Raw genomic sequence first — 16,985 nt, 5'->3', positions numbered from 1 at the left:
ACGATTTCGTCGCCGCACCGCATACTCGCGTCCAGTTGGCCTATGCTGCTGACAGCATGACGCTGGTTCATTTCTGAGGGATGCTCAATGTTCTACGTGCAACGCGATGCGCAAGGTCAGTTAGTGCGCGTGGAAGCCGCGGCCTACGCCGAGGCCACGGAAACGCTGCCGGCTGACAATCACGAGATCCAGGCCTGGTACGCCAACGAAGTGATGGAAACCAGCCTCAAACAGCTCAAGCAAAGCGACCTGGAAATGATCCGGGTACTCGACGACTTGATTCAGGTGCTGACCAGCAAAGGAGTGATCCGCGTTACCGACTTGCCGGCCGCTGCTCAGGCCAAACTGATGGACCGGAACCAGGCCCGTGAGGCGTTGGGTGGGTTGAGTCATTTGATTGATGATGACGAGACGGGGTTGATTTAAGGTCTCGTCATTGTTGTGTCTGTACAGACGCCTTCGCGGGCAAGCCTCGCTCCTACAGGTTTACGCCAACGCACGACCTTGTAGGAGCGAGGCTTGCCCGCGAAGGCGGACGGACTGACGACTCAGCTATCAAAGCCTCACTGCCAGGGCTTCGGCTCACCAAACAACTGCCCCTGAACCCCGTACAGCCCCATCTCCCGAATCACCACCAACTCCCCTTCGGTCTCCACCCGCTCGGCAATCAATGGCAGATCAATGCTGTGCGCCGCCCGCTGGATCGCTTCGATGAACAGGCGCTTGTCGCTTTCCTGATCAATCGCCCGGATGTAACTGCCGTCGATCTTCAGATACGCCAACCCCAGCCGCGCCAGGTTGCCGATCATGCTGAAGCGCCCGCCAAACCGTTGCAGGCTCAAGGAGAACCCGAGCTCACGCAGACGCCGCGTCAGTTCTTCCAGCATCGATTGCTCGGGCAATTGCTCCTCGCCGATTTCCAGGGTCAGCCGTGGTCCGAGGTCGGAGTGAACACGCAAAATCTCGAAGACTTTATTCAGCGCCTGCGGATCGGCCAACGTCGCCGAAGACAGGTTCAGCGCCAGCGACTCTTCATGCTCGGCCATCTGCTCAAGCACCAGCTCCAACATCAGCCGATCCAGGCGCGCGGTCCAGCCAAAGCGCTCGAGCCACGGCAGGAAGCGTCCGGCGGGAATGGTCTGGCCGTCGTCGTCGATCAACCGTGACAGCACCTTGTAATGCAGGACCAGTTGCGTGTCCTGGCTGGCCACCACCGGCTGGAAATACAACTGGAAACGCCGCTGATTCAGCGCCTGATCCAGCAAGTTATTCCAGGCGTGATGGTCATCCCCGACACTGGCCGAGGCGCTGTGATCGAGGCACGCCCAACTCTGTTCACCCTGCCCTTCAGCCTGAGCCAACGCCTGATCGCCCAACCCGAGTACCGCTTGCGGTGAATCGCCATGAATAAACGGCGCTAGCCCGATCGACGCCACCGAAGCCACGTCAGTGGCGCCGGTCGCATGCAGGCTTGCCAAGGCACTGTCGAGGTTCTGCGCCAATTGCAGCGCTTCTTCGCGCACCAGCCCCGGCGCCAGCACGGCGAACTCACCGCCACGGATCCGCGTGACGAGGTTTTGCGTTTCCGGGTACTTGGCGCACTCGCGGGACAGCTGCTCGCCCACCGCTTGCAACAATTGGTCGGTGCGTTGACCGCCCAGCCGCTGGTTCAAACCGGCCAGGTCCTTGACCCGCAACAACAGCAGATAACCAGAGCTCGCCTGTTCCGGATTGCTTACCCGGGCGTTCAGTTGCATCTCGAAATAGCGACGGTTCGCCAGGCCCGTGAGGTTGTCCTGATAGGACTCGACCCGCAGCTTTTCACTGCGCTCGGCCTGTTCCTGAAACAGCGCCTTGAGCTTCTCGACCATCTGATTCATGGCCTGCACCACACGGCGCAGTTCCGGTGTGCGCGGCAGCTCCGGCAGGCTGAGGAATTCGCGGCGAGCAATGGCGTGGGATTGTTTGACCATGTAGTCCAGCGGTTTCAGTTGTCGGCGCAGCAACAGCGCGCCCAACACCGCGCTCACGGCGCCGCAGATCAGCAACCAGCCGAGGCTGCCCAACGCGCTCTGCCACAGTTTGGCCAACGCGAACATCGGATGGCTGACCACCTCGACCCGCGCCGCCTGTTCCCAACCACGGCTGACCAGCGCATCGCCACCGGCCGGCTCCAGGCCGATCATTTTGACGAACCAGTCCGGCACGTTGTTCACCGCTGGGATGCCGCTGCGCTCGACGATGGTCTGGTCAGTCTTGAGGTCGACCACACGGATGCTCGCGTAATAACCGCTGTCGAAGATCGAACTGACCAGCAGCTCGACCATTGCCGGATCGTCGATGTTCGGCGTCAGGGACAGCGCCAATGCTGTCGCAGCGTCCTGGGCGTGGGAGCGCAACTGGTTGACGTACTGGGTGCGCGAGCTTTCCAGGCTGACCATGAAGCTGCCGGTGAAGGCGACCACCAGAAACAGACAGATAGCGATCAACAGCTGTTTGAACAAAGACATCTGAGCGCGTGCTCCTAGTTAGTCGTCTCGACCGGGAAACCTTCGGCCTGCATTTTCTTCAACACGTCCTGCCAACGGGACAGGCGTTTGGTGTCACCGACTTTCTTGTTGCCCTTGGCGCCCGGCAACCACAACCCTTCGGCATTGAAAGAGTAGACCGGCAGCAGATCGGTTCGTTGGCTGGCCGGTTTAATCGCATCGATCAGGCTGTCGAGTACCAGCGGCATGGCCTCGGGGCTCGAGTAGTAAGTCAGCACCATGTGCGCCCGATTCAGCCGCAGAGCCTTGACGTAGGTGATGCGCAGTTTGTCACTGGAAACGCCGAGATGGCGCAGGCTGAAGTACTTGGCGATCGCGTAGTCTTCGCAGTCGCCGGCACCCTTCCACAGGGCTTCGATGGGGGTTTCCCAATAATCGACCTCGTGCCACAGGTCGATGTCCTCGACGTAACGCATCTGTTTGTTGAAGAACTGATTGACCATCTTGAGCTGTTCCAGCTCGTTGACCTGTTTTTGCGTGGACAGCAAATGCTGCCAGGCATCGATGCGCGACTGCCCTTCACCCAACGGTCCGTACAAGGCCTGCGCCTTGCGGCTGATCAGCGAAAAATCCCAATCGGCATGCAGCCCGCCCAGCATGACGCCGGCCAGCATTAACGCGCAGCACAGCCAGCGCAAAGTCCGAGGGATCGCGAAACGTACCGCCAATGCGAGGCATCCAGGTCAGGCAGGTGGAATTCGGTTGATGGTGCAGGTTAGCCCGGTAAAAGACAATGGCACGGTGCAATCACTGGCGACGGGCTAGACTTTGAATGGTGGATGACATGAAAAGTCGCGGATGGTGATCTTCAGTCCGTTTGACAAGCTGCATGGCAGTCACTAGTGTCCATTTGGATCCAAATATTTCAGCCAAACAGGGTGCGTAGTAGTGACACAGAAGCCCAACCCCCTCAGCAGTATCAAGGTCAACGGGCCGATTCCCGCTCACCTGGCACGTTCGGTGATCGAAGAAACCCTGCGTTCGGCCATTCTCGACGGGCGTATTCCCTGCGGCACCGCGTTGCGCCAGCAAGATCTGGCCGACCTGTTCGGCGTCAGCCGCATGCCGGTGCGCGAAGCCTTGCGCCAGCTTGAAGCCCAGGCGCTGCTCAACGTTATCGCCCACAAAGGCGCAGTGGTTGCACCGCTGGTTCAGGGCGATGCCGTCGAAACCTATGCGTTGCGAATCCTGCTGGAATCCGAGGCACTGCGCCTGTCGATTCCCTTGCTGGAGAAGGAAGACTTCGAACAGGCCGCCAAGCATATCGACGACATGGAAACGGAACACGATTACAGCGAGATCGGCCGCCTCAATCGTCTCTTCCACATGGCGCTTTACTGCAAGGCGCCTAACCGCCGGCTGTTGCTGCTGGTCGAGGACGGGTTGAACGAAGAAGAACGCTTCCTGCGCTTCAACCTGGAAGCCATGGGCCTGGGCAAATTATCCCAGGAAGACCACCGAGCGCTGTTGTTGGCGGTCGAGGACCGCGACGTTGAGCGCTCGGTGAAGCTGCTCGACAATCACCTCAATCGCGGTGTCGAGGTGATCACGCGCTACCTCAACAGCCCTGAAGTGCTGAACAAGAAAACCTCCAGGTAACCCTCCGCAAAAAACCTGGGCGCGCAGTTCGAACTGCGCGCCGCGTTTGCCGTGAATAATCTCCTTACACATCCCCTGCGCTAACACCGAGCTATTCGGCGACCGTACTTCCCTTCCCCAAAGCCTTGCCATCGATAGACCTCCCTCAGTTCCATCAATACGCCAGCAAAGATGACGTCCGCGGCGATAGCGGCGGCCGTGATTTACGCCCACTCTTGGGCTGCCAACGAATAATGAACGGGCGACGCACCGCATTGGCGGCGCAGTCCTCGCACCAAGAACCTACGGAAGGAGTCTTGTCACGGGAAAGGAAGCACCGGCGTCAATCCCAGCCAACTTCCACCCCTTGAAGCATTCAACGGAACAACTTTGAAAGTTGCTTTGAGTGAGGCATTCACTCTTTATTTGAATTTTGACGATACTTCGTCGAAAGGAGCAACTACGCCCACATAAAACTGCCGCTTAAAGTTTTATCGGAACGTGTCGCGCGCAAGAAAACACAACTTGCAAATAATATAAAAATAACTTGCTCGACACTTTACTCGTGTATTAGTTTTTCTCCGCCGCCAGCAAACACGGCACCCAAACGACTTTATCGCACTCGATGACATCAATTTAATTGAGGCATCCGCTCGCCAACAAAAAACGTTAAACGACCGTCACTTATAGATCACAACACCCTTAACGGCATTTCAGATCACTTATAGGCTCGCTCATGAAAACGAATAAAGACCGCCTCATCCAAAAGAAAGCAGAACTTAGTGCGCACCCGATCTTCTCTGAAATACATTCACTGTCGGTACTTCAACGTTTCATGGAAAGCCATGTTTTTGCGGTGTGGGATTTCATGTCGCTGACCAAGCGTCTGCAACAGGAACTGACCTGCGTTCAACTGCCCTGGCTGCCGCCGCGAGATCCGCAGGCCGCGCGTCTTATCAATGAGATTGTGCTGGGTGAAGAGTCCGATGATCGTCCGGCCCAGGGTCATTACAGTCATTTTGAGTTGTACCTGGATGCGATGCGCGAAGTCGGTGCCAGCACGGTCGCTGTCGAACGCTTCGTGGCGTTGCAACAAGAAGGTGTGAGTTACGACGTGGCGTTGCAAAGCGTTGATGTCGATCCGGCGGCCGCGCAGTTCGTGCGGCACACCTTGCACACCGCGCTGCATGCGCCGGGACACAGTGTTGCCGCTGCGTTTCTGCATGGTCGTGAGAGCGTTATTCCGCAGATGTTCCAGCGGATTCTCGACGACTGGGGCATTGGCATCGAGCAAGCGCCGACCTTCCGGTACTACCTGGAACGGCACATCGAAGTCGACTCTGAGGACCACGGCCCGGCAGCAGAAAAACTCCTCGCACGGCTGGTCGATGGCGATTCGCAACGCGAAGAAGACGTCTACGCCAGCGCCATCGCCGCCGTGGAAAGCCGCATCGCCCTGTGGGACGGCTTGCGCCTGAGCATGAGCGAACCTATGCCTGAGGTGAGCGCATGAACGCCGCCGACTACCAGTCCTTCGCCGACGCCTGGGAGAGCCGCGCCACCATCCGCACGCGGCCCCGGCGGGTGCTGGAGAACGATGACAAGCTGATCTATCCGTTGAGCCGCCAGCCACTGGTGTTGAGTGAAACCTTCCTGCGCGAATGCCCGGAACAACGGGACTTTGCGCTGGTGCAGACGCTCTACAAATTCATCAACGACGTGGTGATTTTCGAAACCGAGATCGTCGACAAGACCGCCCGCAGCATCGCCAAGAATCGCTTCGCCGTGGCGTTCCCGTTTGCCTGTCGGTATGACGCCATGACCGTGGTGGTGGACGAGGATTACCACGCGCTGGTGGCGATGGATTTCATGCAGCAGACCGTCGCCATGACCGGCATCACGCCGATCCAGCTGCCGGATGAAATCGAGCTGAGCCGGGCAATTCCGGCGGCCGTGGCCCTCGCACCGGAACACCTGCGCAGCGCCGTGGAACTGATCTGCGTGGCCATCGCCGAGAACACCGTGACCGGCGATGTGGCAGCGTTCGCCAAGGACGACACGGTCAAGCAATCGATCAAGGGCCTGATGGCCGACCACTTGCTGGACGAGGGCCGCCACTCCGGGTTCTGGTCGCGGATGGTGCGCATCTACTGGCACACCGCGAGCGAAGACGACCGCCAGCGGATCGCACAGATTCTGCCGGTGTTCATCGGCCATTACCTGACCAACGACATCCAGAAGTCCTTCGACTTCCGCTTGATCGAATCCTTGCAGATCAGCGACTCGGCACGCCAGGCACTCAAGAACGAAATCTCGGGGATGGCCTTCCCGATCAATCGTCATCACCCGCTGGTCGCCAACATCGTGCGGTTTTTCCGCAGCAGTTCGCTGCTCGATTCGCCGTGCGTGCAAGACGCCCTCAGCGACTACCTGGTTTAACGAGGAGAACATCATGAGACGTCTCGACATTCTGCTCATTGGGCAAAGCCAGGCCTTGACCGACCTGGCGCTGGAACTTGAACAGCATGGTCATTCGCTGGTGCGGCTTGGGGCATTCGACGAGCTGCCGTCATTTGATCTGCTGATCGACGACGCTAGCCAAGCGTTTTCAGTCCTGAGTGATGCGCCGCAACTGACATTGCAACTGGACGTCGGCGAGTCAGGCATCTGCGGGCTGCCGCCGATAGACCTGCTGTGCATGCACGGATCAAGACTGTTCACTCGCGTGCCGATTGCCGATGAAACCTCGGGAAACGGCCAGGCATTGCGCCTGCGAGCTGTGGCGGAACTGGTGGATCACGTCGCGCTGCTGGTCAGCCGCTTCTCCCGGGATGAAGGGTATTTTCTGCACGCCGAGCCGGCAGCGGCGGCTCACTTCGAGCGGCTGGAAAACCTGCAATTTCTAGAGGGTCTGGCGTTCGTCCATCAACTCAACAACACAGCTCAACCGTGGCTGCAGCACCTCGCCCGGATCCCGATGATCGAGCGCCTCGAACAGCGCTTCATCGAGTCCGCCGAACGTCCCGCGCTCAACATCGACGGCACCTCGGTCAGCTATCGGCAATTGCACGCCCACAGCCGCGCGATCCAGCAGCGTTTGCTGCCATTGCTCGCTCAGCATCAAGGACCGTTGGTGGTCGGGATTTGCATGCCGAAATGCAGTGCGCTGTATGCGGGGATCCTGGCGATTCTGGGCAGTGGCGCGGTGTACTTGCCGCTGGAGCCGAGCCATCCGCTGCAACGTCAGCAGTACATCCTTTCGAATGCCGGAGCGGTGTTGTTGTTACATGACGGCCAACATCCCCTCGCCGACGAAATGCAGGGCCTGGACATCAGCCGTATCGACTGCGCTGACATCGACCTCGGCCAACCCTTGATGCGCCAGCGACCCGACCTCGATGCGCCCTGCATGGCGCTCTACACCTCGGGCACCACCGGGCATCCCAAAGGGGTATTGCTCAGCCAGGCCAACCTCGCGCACTTCACCGCGTGGTACGCCGACTATGTACAGCTGACCGAGCACAGTCGGGCCTTGCAGTTTTCGTCGTTGAGTTTCGACTCGTCGCTGATCGATATTTTCCCGACCCTGCTTCAGGGCGCCGAGCTTATCGTGCCGAGCGACGACCAGCGCCGCGATCCCTTGCAACTGGTCGAGCTGATCCGCCATCAACGCCTCAGTCACGCGTTTTTACCGCCGGCACTGTTAAGCATTCTGCCGCTGGATCAGCTGCAGGTTCTGGATCATGTGATGACCGGCGGCGACGTCTGCGAGCCCTATGTCATCGAGCAGCTCACCCGTCAGGGCAACCTCTACAACCTCTATGGCCCGACCGAAGCCACGGTGCTGATCACCGCGCGTCAGCTACGCGCCGGCGACAGCAACCGCACACTCGGGGCACCGATTGCCAACAGCCAGGTGCTGATTCTCGACGAGGGGTTTCAACCGGTGACCGAGCAGACCGTCGGTGAGTTGTACATCGCCGGGCCAGGGGTGTGCCTGGGTTATCTGAACAACCCGCAGCAGACTGCCGAGCGTTACCTGGACTTGAATCTGCCGGACGGCCAGAGCCTGCGCGCCTACCGTACCGGCGACATGGCGAAATGGACCGCCGACGGAGTCGAGCTGTGCGGACGGCGGGACAATCAGGTGAAGATCCGCGGCTTTCGGGTCGAGCCGGAAGAGATCGAACGCTGCCTGCGTGACAGTCAGTTGTACCGTCAGGTGGCGGTGGTCATCGACAGTCAGCGACGAATTCTGGCCTTTCTCGCACAACCTCAGGAGGAACAACCGGGCGTCGCTCGCGAAGCCTTGAAGGCTCACTCGACGCAGTTTTTACCGGACTACATGCAACCCATTGCCTGGACCGAACTGCCGAGCATGCCGTTCGCCAGCAACGGCAAAGTCGACCGCAAAGCCCTGCTGGCAATGCCGGTGAATGTTGCCGAAAACACCACGCGGCGCTTGCCCACCAGTGCCGATGAAACGCTGTTGCTGGTGATCTGGGCCGAGCTGCTGGAGCTGCCGGCCAGCGATATTTCGACCGACGAAAGCTTCTTCAATCTGGGCGGCCATTCGATTCTGTTGTCGCGGATGCTGCTGCGATTGCGTGAAGAATTCGGCCGCAGCATCTCGATCAACCGCTTCATTGAATTGCCGACGATTACGAAGTTGGCAACGTTGGTGCGAGGCTCCGGTACCGAGGAAGTCCTGAGCGCGCAGGCACTGGCGGATGCCTTCCGCGAGCTGGATATTCAGCCGCTGCCCATCAGCCGCATGGGCGATGTGCACAAGGTGATCGTCACCGGCGCCAACAGTTTTGTCGGGGTGCACATCGTCGAGGCGTTGCTGGCGTGGGGCGTCAGTGAAGTCGCCTGCCTGGTGCGCGATGGTGGCGGGCAATCGGCGGCAGAGCGCTTCGCTCATGCACTACGGGAAAACCGTCTGGAGCATCTGGACCTGAGTCGGGTGCAGGTTTACGCGGCGGATATTGCGCACCCGGCATTGGGTCTCGATGCGGACGTTTACGAACGCCTCGACCGGGAGTTCGGCGCGTTGGTGCACAACGCCGCCAACGTCAACCACGTGCTCGATTACGAGTCGCTGGCGCGGGACAACGTCGAGCCGATTTTCGAATGCCTTCGGCTGTGCGAGGGGCGCAGCAAGAAGATCTTCAATTTCGTCTCCACGCTGTCGGCGTCCAGCACGATTGCCGACGATGGCCGGGTGCTGGAGTTGCCCGCCGCGCAGACTCCGCCGATCTACATCAAGAACGGCTACAACCTGTCCAAATGGGTCGGCGAACGAATCCTCGAACGGGCGCGCGAGCGCGGGGTGCGGGTCAATCTTTATCGACCCGGCAACATCAGTTTCAACAGCCTGACCGGCGTCTGTCAGCCGCATAAAAATCGCTTGATGCTGATGCTCAAGGGCTCGATCCAGCTCGGCCAGGTGCCGGAGTTCGCGCTGAACTTCGACCTGATGCCGGTGGACTTTCTCGCCCGCTTCATCGCCTTCCACGCCAGCCGTTATTCGCCTGAAAAAGCGGTGTTCAACCTGCACAACCCCGAACCTTTGAGCTGGGACGATTACGTCGCGTCATTCCGTGAGGCTGGCCGGGAGTTTGCCATGGTCAGCGTGTCCGACTGGCAGCAGCAACTGGGCCGGGTCGACAGCGACAACGCGCTGTTCGGCGTGCTCGGTTTCTACCTCAACGGGTTCGAGGAAGACATCGGCGACATCTCGATGATCGGCCACGACAACGCCCAGGCGGGCGTTCGGCAGATGGGCGCGCACTACCCGGAAAAATCCCCAGCGCTGCTGCGTCGCGGCTGCGACTACCTCAAAGAAATCAATTTCATCTGATTCACTCAAACCCAATGGAGCAAGACCATGAGCACTCTGCAACCCGATACCCTGATCAAAAACCCTCAAGGCTGCCACGTCGTGTCTTCAGTAGAAGTGCCGGCTGACTCAGCGAAGGTCTGGGCGGTGGTCGGCAACTTTGCCGGCTTCGATCAATTCATTCCGGCGCTGTCGCACATCGAGATGACGGGCGAAGGCGTGTCGTCGCTGCGCAAGAAATTTTTCAAGGACGGTAACCTGGTGGTCGAGCAACTCAACTCGCGGGATGACCAGGCGTTGAACATGACGTGGACCACGATTTACAACACGCTGGGCGTGGCCAATTTGTGGGCGGCGATGAGTGTTGAGCCGCTGGGTGCGGGCCAGTCGCGGGCGACCTGGACCATCATTGCCGAACCGGCGCAGGGGGGTGATGAGGCGTTGCCGGGGTTCAAAGATTTTGTGCAGGGGTTTGCGGATGATGCGATGAATAATGTGTTGAAGCTGTTTGCGTAGGGCTTTGGTTTGGCGGTGACTTTTCTACCGCTTTCGCGAGCAAGCCCGCTACCACATTTTGACCGGTTTGCCTCGGAAGGAATGCGGTCGAATGTGGGAGCGGGCTTGCTCGCGAAGAACCATAACGCAGTAGAACTGACCTGAATCAGATCTTGAAGCTATCCACCAACTGCTTCAACCGGTTCGCCTGCAACGACAACGCATCGCAATCCTTCAACGTTTCATTGAGGTTGGCCACGCTCTGCTGGTTCAGCAAGTTGATCTGGTTGACGTCGACGTTGAGGGTTTCCACCACGGCGGTCTGCTCTTCGGTCGCCGCGGCCACCGACTGGTTCATGCCGTCGATTTCGCCGATACGCTGGGTCACGCTGACCAGTCGCAGACCTGCCTGGTTTGCCACTTCGACAGTCTCTTCGCTGGAGACCTGACTGGCGTTCATGGTCGTCACGGCCTCGCGAGAACCGATCTGCAGCGAAGTGATCATCTTGTGGATCTCTTCCGCCGACTCCTGCGTGCGATGCGCCAGGTTGCGCACTTCGTCCGCCACCACCGCAAAACCACGGCCGGCCTCACCGGCACGCGCCGCTTCGATGGCGGCGTTGAGCGCGAGCAAGTTGGTCTGCTGAGAGATGCCTTTGATCACATCCAGAATATGCCCAATGTTGTCAGTGCTGGCGTTCAGGGTTTCGATCTGGGTGCAGGACAGGCTGATTTTCTGCGACAGTTCGGTCATGGCCAGGATGGTTTTCTCCACCACCTGACGACCGTCGTCCGCCTGCTCGCTCGCGCCGCTGGCATGCTGCGAAGCATCGGCAGCATTGCGGGCGATTTCCTGAGTAGCGGCGCCCAGTTGGTTGATCGCCGCCGCCACGCTGTTGGTACGCGCGCTTTGTTCGTCGGAACCGACGATCGAGGCGTTGGACGATGCCATCACCCGTTGCGACAAATCGTGCACCTGACGGGTCGCCGAAGACACTTCAGAAATCGATGCGTGAATCCGCTCCACGAATTGGTTGAACGAACCGCCCAACTCGCCGAATTCGTCTTTGCTTTCCACGGCCAGACGACGGGTCAGGTCACCTTCACCCTGGGCGATGTCCTGCATCGCGCGGCCCATGGTGGTCAGCGGACGCATCAGCACGTTGATCAGCAAACTCAGCAGCACTGCAATAACGCTGACGGCGATGAACATTGCGATCAGCGCCGAGGTGCGGAATTGGCTCAGTGGTGCGTAGGCCTTGTCCTTGTCGATCGACAGACCGATGTACCACTCGGCATTCGGCAAACCGCTCACCGGGGTGAACGAGAGGATGCGGTCCTGCTTGTTCAGGGTGACGTCCTGATTGCCCTTCTCGATGCGCACGCCCGAATTTGGATAAATGTCCTTCAGGTTTTTCATCACCTGGTCTTTGTCCGGGCTGACGATCACCTGACCGTCAGCGCTGACCAGGAACGCGTGGCCGATGCCACCGAAGTCCACCGAGTTGATGATCTTCACCAGGGTTTCCAGGCTCAGGTCACCGCCGACCACACCGAGCAATTCGCCGTTCTTCTTCACCGGCATCGCGATGGTCACCACCAAACCACCGACGGCGGCCATATACGGCGGCGTCAGCATGGTCTTGTCGGCAGCCACGGCTTGTTTGTACCAGGGACGCTGACGCGGATCGTAACCGTCCGGCATCTTCGCGTCGGGGCGTTGCGTGAACACGCCATTGGCCTGGCCAACGTAGGTGAACTGGAAGTTCGAGGTGAAGGCTGGTTGATCAACCAGACCTGGCAGGTCCGCGTTGGCGCCTTGATGAGCGACGTTCTGTGCGAGGTTTTCCAGCACCAGCACACGGCCGCTCATCCAGTTAAGCACGCTGCTGGCGGTCAGATCGCCGGCTTGCTGGACGGAGGATTCGAGGTTTTGCCGGATGGTGTTTCGCTGCAGATAGTCGTTGTACAAAGTGAACAACGCAAAAGCCAGCACCACGACGCCAGAGGCGGCCAGAAGGATTTTATGGCTGAATTTGAGATTCATTTCATGGGACTTCTTATGCAAAAAGTGGGGATGCGTTCCAGGTGCAACATTCCATGTAACAGCGCAGGCGGCATTCTTCGTCCGCTCTACTTTGGTGCACGCATGTCTCACCAGTCTGTCGGCACGAGTCGGAGAAATCTTAGGGGTTTGTAAGAAAAGCCCGGCATTCCCGCCGAACGGCATGCTAGAGCGGTTGAATAGCATTTTTGTGATGACGGTTGTTCGCCCGGCAGTTGCAAATTCCGTGACCCTTGATGACAATGCGACTAATTATCATTTGTGACGTTCGGGCTGTCGCGTTCATGTCCTCACCTGAGTTTGCAGTACAGACGCTTTACAGTAGCCATCACGGTTGGCTCAACGCGTGGCTGCGCGCTCGATTAGGCAATGCAGCCGATGCGGCAGACCTGGCGCAGGACACCTTCGTGCGCCTGTTGCAAAGAACCGAACGCCTGGAACTCAAGGCGCCCCGCGCCTTTTTGCGAACCATCGCCCGTGGCTTGGTCATCGACCATTGGCGCCGTGAGGAAATCGAGCGCGCCTACCTGGAAACCATCGCTCGCTTGCCCGAAGCCCACACCCCGAGTGCCGAGGCGCGGGCGCTGGTGCTCGAATTGCTGGAAAGCATCGCCCGCATGCTTGAAGGCCTGAAGCCGAAAGTGCGTCAGGCATTTCTGCTGGCGCAGTGCGAAGGACTTACCCACAAGCAGATTGCCGGGCAGATGGGCTTGTCCATGCGTTCGGTGGAGCGTTATGTCGCTGATGCGCTGTATCACTGCTACGTCTTGCGGTATGAAGCGTGATGTCTGTGGATAACTCGTCACTTCACCGGCGCGGCGAACCTCATCAGCAGGTGGTCAAACAGGCCATCAATTGGCTGCTGCGGCTGCGCAACAACGCGGCCAATCCGAGGTTGCGCCAGCAATGCGATGTCTGGCGCGCAGAGCATTTTGAACACGAACTGGCTTGGCAGCGGGCGCAGTCCCTGCAAGCAGAGTTGAGCAGCAATCTGCGCGCGGTGCCCGGCGCCCAAGTCGCGTTCAACACGCTGGAAAACAGCGCTCAGGGATTGGGACGACGACAGGCTCTGAAGTTGCTGTCGGGCGCATTACTGATGGGTTCTGCGGCATGGCTGGGCAAGGATGCGGTAGGTTGGCAGCAGTGGACCGCCGACTTCGCAACCGCCACCGGCGAGCGACGTGGTTTCCAATTGCCCGACGGCACCCGCCTGGAGCTCAACACCGCCAGCGCGGTGGATCTCGATTACACCGCGCAGCAACGGCTGATCAAACTGACGCGCGGCGAAATCATCGTGACCTGCGGCGGGATCGACGAAGCGTCTTCATTTGATCGACCGTTGCGGGTGCACAGTCGTCACGGCGTGTATGAAGGTGTGGGGGCGCGGTTCATCCTGCGTCAGGAGGATGACTGCACACGCCTCAGTGTCACCAGCGGCATGGTCGCGATTCATTCGCCACGGGCCGCCGACGGTGAGCCGATTCGGGTACAGGCCGGACAGAGTTATTTGATCGATGACCACCAGGCGAAGCTGGCTGCGCCTCTGGATATGGATGCCGGTGCGTGGGTCGATGGCCTGATCGTCACTCGCAACATGCGCCTGGGGGATTTTCTCAATGAAGTCGCACGTTACCGACACGGTTATTTGACGTGCTCAGCGGACATTGCGGACTTGCGGCTGTCCGGAGTCTTCCGTCTGGAGAACTCCGATAAGCTGCTGGCCATACTCCCGCAAACCCTGCCGGTGCAGTTGCGCTACCGCACTCGTTGGTGGGTGACGCTGGAGCGGCAAGTCTGAATTATTTTTGGCGGGTTTTCCGTGCAAGCCCGGCTTAGTCAGTAAGCACTTCAACTCTGACTTCAGCGACTTCCTACGGAAACCTACAATGACTGTGCGCGCCATCGGTAAGAACCTTCCTTGTTTCACTGCGGACACCTGCATTTTGCACGGTGCCGTTCGCGCGGCGCTGTTCTCTACCGTGCTGGGGGTCGGCTGGTTGCCAACACTTTCGGTTGCGGCGCAGAACAGTGAAGTCAGCAGCCATCGCTAAAACATCGGTGCCGGTCCATTGAGCGATGTGCTCAACCAGTTTGCGCGTCAGGCCGGCATCACGTTGTCGACTACGCCTGCGCAAACCAGCGGGCGCCATTCACCGGGTGTGCAGGGAGACCATTCAGTCGATCAGGCGCTGAATCATTTGCTCGATGGTTCGGGCCTTGAGGCCTTGCGCCAGGATGGCAGCAGCTATGTGCTGCGTCCTGCCGCTGAAACTGGATCACTGGCATTGCCCACCACCGACATCAAAGGCTTTGCCCTCGGTAACGCACTGGGCAGCATGGACGGCTACAACGCGACGCACAGCCAGATCGCCACCAAGACCAGTACCGCGTTGCTGGAAACGTCGCAAAGCGTGTCGGTGGTCACCCGCGAGCAAATGGACGACCAGGGCTCGCAAACCGTCTCCCAGGCCATGCGCTACACCCCGGGCGTGCTGACCAATCCATATGGCGCAACCCACCGTTATGACTACGTGGCGATGCGCGGCTTCAACGACGGCTCGGTGGATAACATCTACCTCGACGGCCTCAAATCCATGGGCGATAGCGGCACCTACAGCACCATGCAGGTGGACCCGTACTTCCTGGAGCGTGTCGACATTCTCAAAGGGCCTTCATCGGTACTTTACGGTCGCAGTTCGCCGGGTGGCCTGGTGGCATTGACCAGCAAGAAACCGCTGTATGAGCCCTATCATCAGATCCAGGCCACCGTGGGCAGCCAAGGCCAGCGTGGCATGGGTTTCGACTTCAGCGGCCCGGTGGATGACGACAAGCGCATTGCCTATCGTCTGACAGGGTTGGCGGATCAGTCCGACACGCAGTTCGATTACAACAAGGAAAAGCGTTTCGCCCTGGCGCCTACGGTGAGCCTCGACTTCACCGAAGATACCTCGCTGACCCTGCAGGCCTATCTGCAACACGATCCCGACGGCGGCTATCACGGCGGCATGCCGGCCAATGGGACAATTCATCAGCGCAACGGCAATCGCATCTCACCGCACTTCTTCGAGGGAGAGCCGGGCATTGATGGTTTTCAGCGTGATCAGCAATCCTTCGGTTATCAGTTTGAGCATCGCTTCAACGACGTCTTAACTGCACGGCAGAACTTCCGTTATCTCGATTCCAAGGTGAAGCTGGATCAGGTCTACGCCTATGGCTGGACCACACCGAGCAGTCATGAGTTGAATCGTTACTACACCGGTGGCGACGAGAAACTTCATGCCTCCATTGTCGATAACATGCTGCAAGCGGAGTTCTTCACCGGCGCAACCAAACACACGGTACTGTTGGGTGCGGACTACCAACGGCGCAAGACTGTCGTCGACTGGACCAGCGGCGCCCTTGCACCGATTGATGTGTTCAACCCGGTGTATGGCAACTCGAATATCGACTTCTATGGCACGACCAGCTACCTGCGTCGCCTGGAACAGACTGGCGTCTACCTGCAAGACCTGATCGAAATGGACAAGTGGCGCTTCTCCCTGGGCCTGCGTCAGGACTGGGTCGAGACCTCCGATGAAAACCGACTGGCCGAAGCGCAGCGCCCCGTCGGCACAGAAATCAGCGACAAAAGAACCAAGCTGACCGGTCGTGCAGGCGCGTTGTACCTGTTCGATAACGGCATTGCGCCTTACATCAGCTACTCCGAGTCCTTCAACCCGAACTCCTACTCGGACAGTGCCGGCAATCCTCTGGCACCGACCGATGGGACGCAGTGGGAAGTGGGCGTGAAGTATCAGCCATCGGGCACCGACAACTTGTTCACCGCGTCACTGTTTCGCATCGATCAGGAAAACCTTGCGACCAAACTGCCGCAAGAAAACTTCTACCGCGCTGTAGGCGCCGTCCGCTCCCAAGGCCTGGAACTGGAAGCGCACATGCAACTGACCGACAATTTGAAAGTACTCGGCAGCTACACCTTCACTGACATTGAATACTCGAAGTCTATGGTCAGCACCCTGAGTACGCCCACCGACGTCATCGAGAACAAGGGCCACTCGCCGACCCAGGCGCCGCGTCATATGGCGTCGGTCTGGGCAGATTACAAATTCGACAGCGCGGTACTCGATGGCCTACGTCTGGGCGGTGGTGTGCGGTATGTCGGCTATAGCTGGGCCGATGCGGAGAACACCATGAAGGTGCCGTCCTACACGTTGTTTGACGCCTCTGTCGGTTATGACTTGGGCAAGATTGGGTTGAAGGACGTGGACGTACGCCTCAATGCGAACAATCTGACAAACGAGTCGTACGTGGCGTCCTGTGCCAGCCTGAACTTCTGCTATCTGGGCGAAGAACGCAACGTCGCCGCCACGGTGAGTTACCAGTTCTAATCACTCGTTATTCCTACAAAGCCAGCGCCTGACTCCAGGGGCTGGCTTTGTCGTCTCTGCAGGAAAAT

General features: G+C 59.1%; 11 protein-coding genes and 1 pseudogene. 9 read left to right on the top strand and 3 right to left on the bottom strand.

What is annotated here, in order from left to right; all coding sequences use genetic code 11:
• Window positions 1-87: 87 nt before the first annotated feature.
• Window positions 88-426: a tryptophan synthase subunit beta gene (locus ACYZTM_RS15995; RefSeq protein WP_131063426.1), complete on the top strand. Its 339-nt coding sequence runs from the start codon at window positions 88-90 to the stop codon at window positions 424-426.
• A 137-nt stretch (window positions 427-563) separates the two neighbouring features.
• On the opposite strand, the gene lapD is transcribed toward ACYZTM_RS15995, so the two are convergent.
• Both lapD and lapG read right to left on the bottom strand, forming a co-directional pair.
• The gene (gene lapD / locus ACYZTM_RS15990) at window positions 564-2,510 is read right to left on the bottom strand and encodes a cyclic di-GMP receptor LapD (protein WP_461983390.1); all 1,947 of its coding nucleotides are present in this window, start codon (window positions 2,508-2,510) and stop codon (window positions 564-566) included.
• Window positions 2,511-2,524: 14 nt separating this feature from the next.
• Window positions 2,525-3,217, bottom strand: coding sequence for a cysteine protease LapG (lapG, locus tag ACYZTM_RS15985; protein ID WP_131063424.1), 693 nt, complete (start codon window positions 3,215-3,217; stop codon window positions 2,525-2,527).
• A 220-nt stretch (window positions 3,218-3,437) separates the two neighbouring features.
• Between lapG and ACYZTM_RS15980 the strand changes: the two genes are divergently transcribed.
• From ACYZTM_RS15980 to ACYZTM_RS15960, 5 genes are all read left to right on the top strand, one after another.
• Window positions 3,438-4,148, top strand: a complete 711-nt coding sequence (locus ACYZTM_RS15980; RefSeq protein ID WP_131063423.1) for a GntR family transcriptional regulator — start codon at window positions 3,438-3,440, stop codon at window positions 4,146-4,148.
• Window positions 4,149-4,863: 715 nt separating this feature from the next.
• On the top strand, window positions 4,864-5,640 hold the full coding sequence (locus tag ACYZTM_RS15975; protein ID WP_461983387.1) for a DUF3050 domain-containing protein: 777 nt from the start codon (window positions 4,864-4,866) through the stop codon (window positions 5,638-5,640).
• Window positions 5,637-6,566, top strand: a complete 930-nt coding sequence (locus tag ACYZTM_RS15970) for a diiron oxygenase (RefSeq protein WP_131063421.1) — start codon at window positions 5,637-5,639, stop codon at window positions 6,564-6,566. The genes ACYZTM_RS15975 and ACYZTM_RS15970 overlap by 4 nt, the downstream gene beginning before the upstream one ends.
• 13 nt (window positions 6,567-6,579) lie before the next feature.
• Entirely contained in the window at window positions 6,580-9,990 is a 3,411-nt protein-coding gene (locus ACYZTM_RS15965) for a non-ribosomal peptide synthetase (protein WP_461983385.1), read from the top strand.
• A gap of 27 nt (window positions 9,991-10,017) precedes the next feature.
• Window positions 10,018-10,485: an SRPBCC family protein gene (locus ACYZTM_RS15960; RefSeq protein ID WP_461983383.1), complete on the top strand. Its 468-nt coding sequence runs from the start codon at window positions 10,018-10,020 to the stop codon at window positions 10,483-10,485.
• A gap of 145 nt (window positions 10,486-10,630) precedes the next feature.
• Here the strand turns inward: ACYZTM_RS15960 and ACYZTM_RS15955 are convergent, their stop codons facing one another.
• On the bottom strand, window positions 10,631-12,511 hold the full coding sequence (locus ACYZTM_RS15955) for a methyl-accepting chemotaxis protein (protein ID WP_131063508.1): 1,881 nt from the start codon (window positions 12,509-12,511) through the stop codon (window positions 10,631-10,633).
• 302 nt (window positions 12,512-12,813) lie between these two features.
• Between ACYZTM_RS15955 and ACYZTM_RS15950 the strand changes: the two genes are divergently transcribed.
• The 3 genes and pseudogenes from ACYZTM_RS15950 to ACYZTM_RS15940 all read left to right on the top strand — a co-directional run bounded on the left by ACYZTM_RS15950 (window position 12,814) and on the right by ACYZTM_RS15940 (window position 16,917).
• The gene (locus ACYZTM_RS15950; protein WP_461983380.1) at window positions 12,814-13,314 is read left to right on the top strand and encodes a sigma-70 family RNA polymerase sigma factor; all 501 of its coding nucleotides are present in this window, start codon (window positions 12,814-12,816) and stop codon (window positions 13,312-13,314) included.
• Window positions 13,314-14,327 carry a FecR domain-containing protein gene (locus ACYZTM_RS15945; RefSeq protein WP_461983378.1) on the top strand — a complete coding sequence of 338 codons (1,014 nt, stop codon included), beginning with the start codon at window positions 13,314-13,316 and terminating at the stop codon, window positions 14,325-14,327. Before ACYZTM_RS15950 ends, ACYZTM_RS15945 begins: the two co-directional genes overlap by 1 nt.
• 88 nt (window positions 14,328-14,415) lie before the next feature.
• A pseudogene (locus tag ACYZTM_RS15940) lies at window positions 14,416-16,917 on the top strand (TonB-dependent siderophore receptor).
• The last annotated feature ends 68 nt before the right edge of the window (window positions 16,918-16,985 follow it).

It is taken from the genome of Pseudomonas sp. MDT2-39-1, assembly GCF_054898085.1.
Note: the sequence above shows the minus strand (reverse complement) of the source record. Positions and strands in the feature narration are given on the sequence as shown.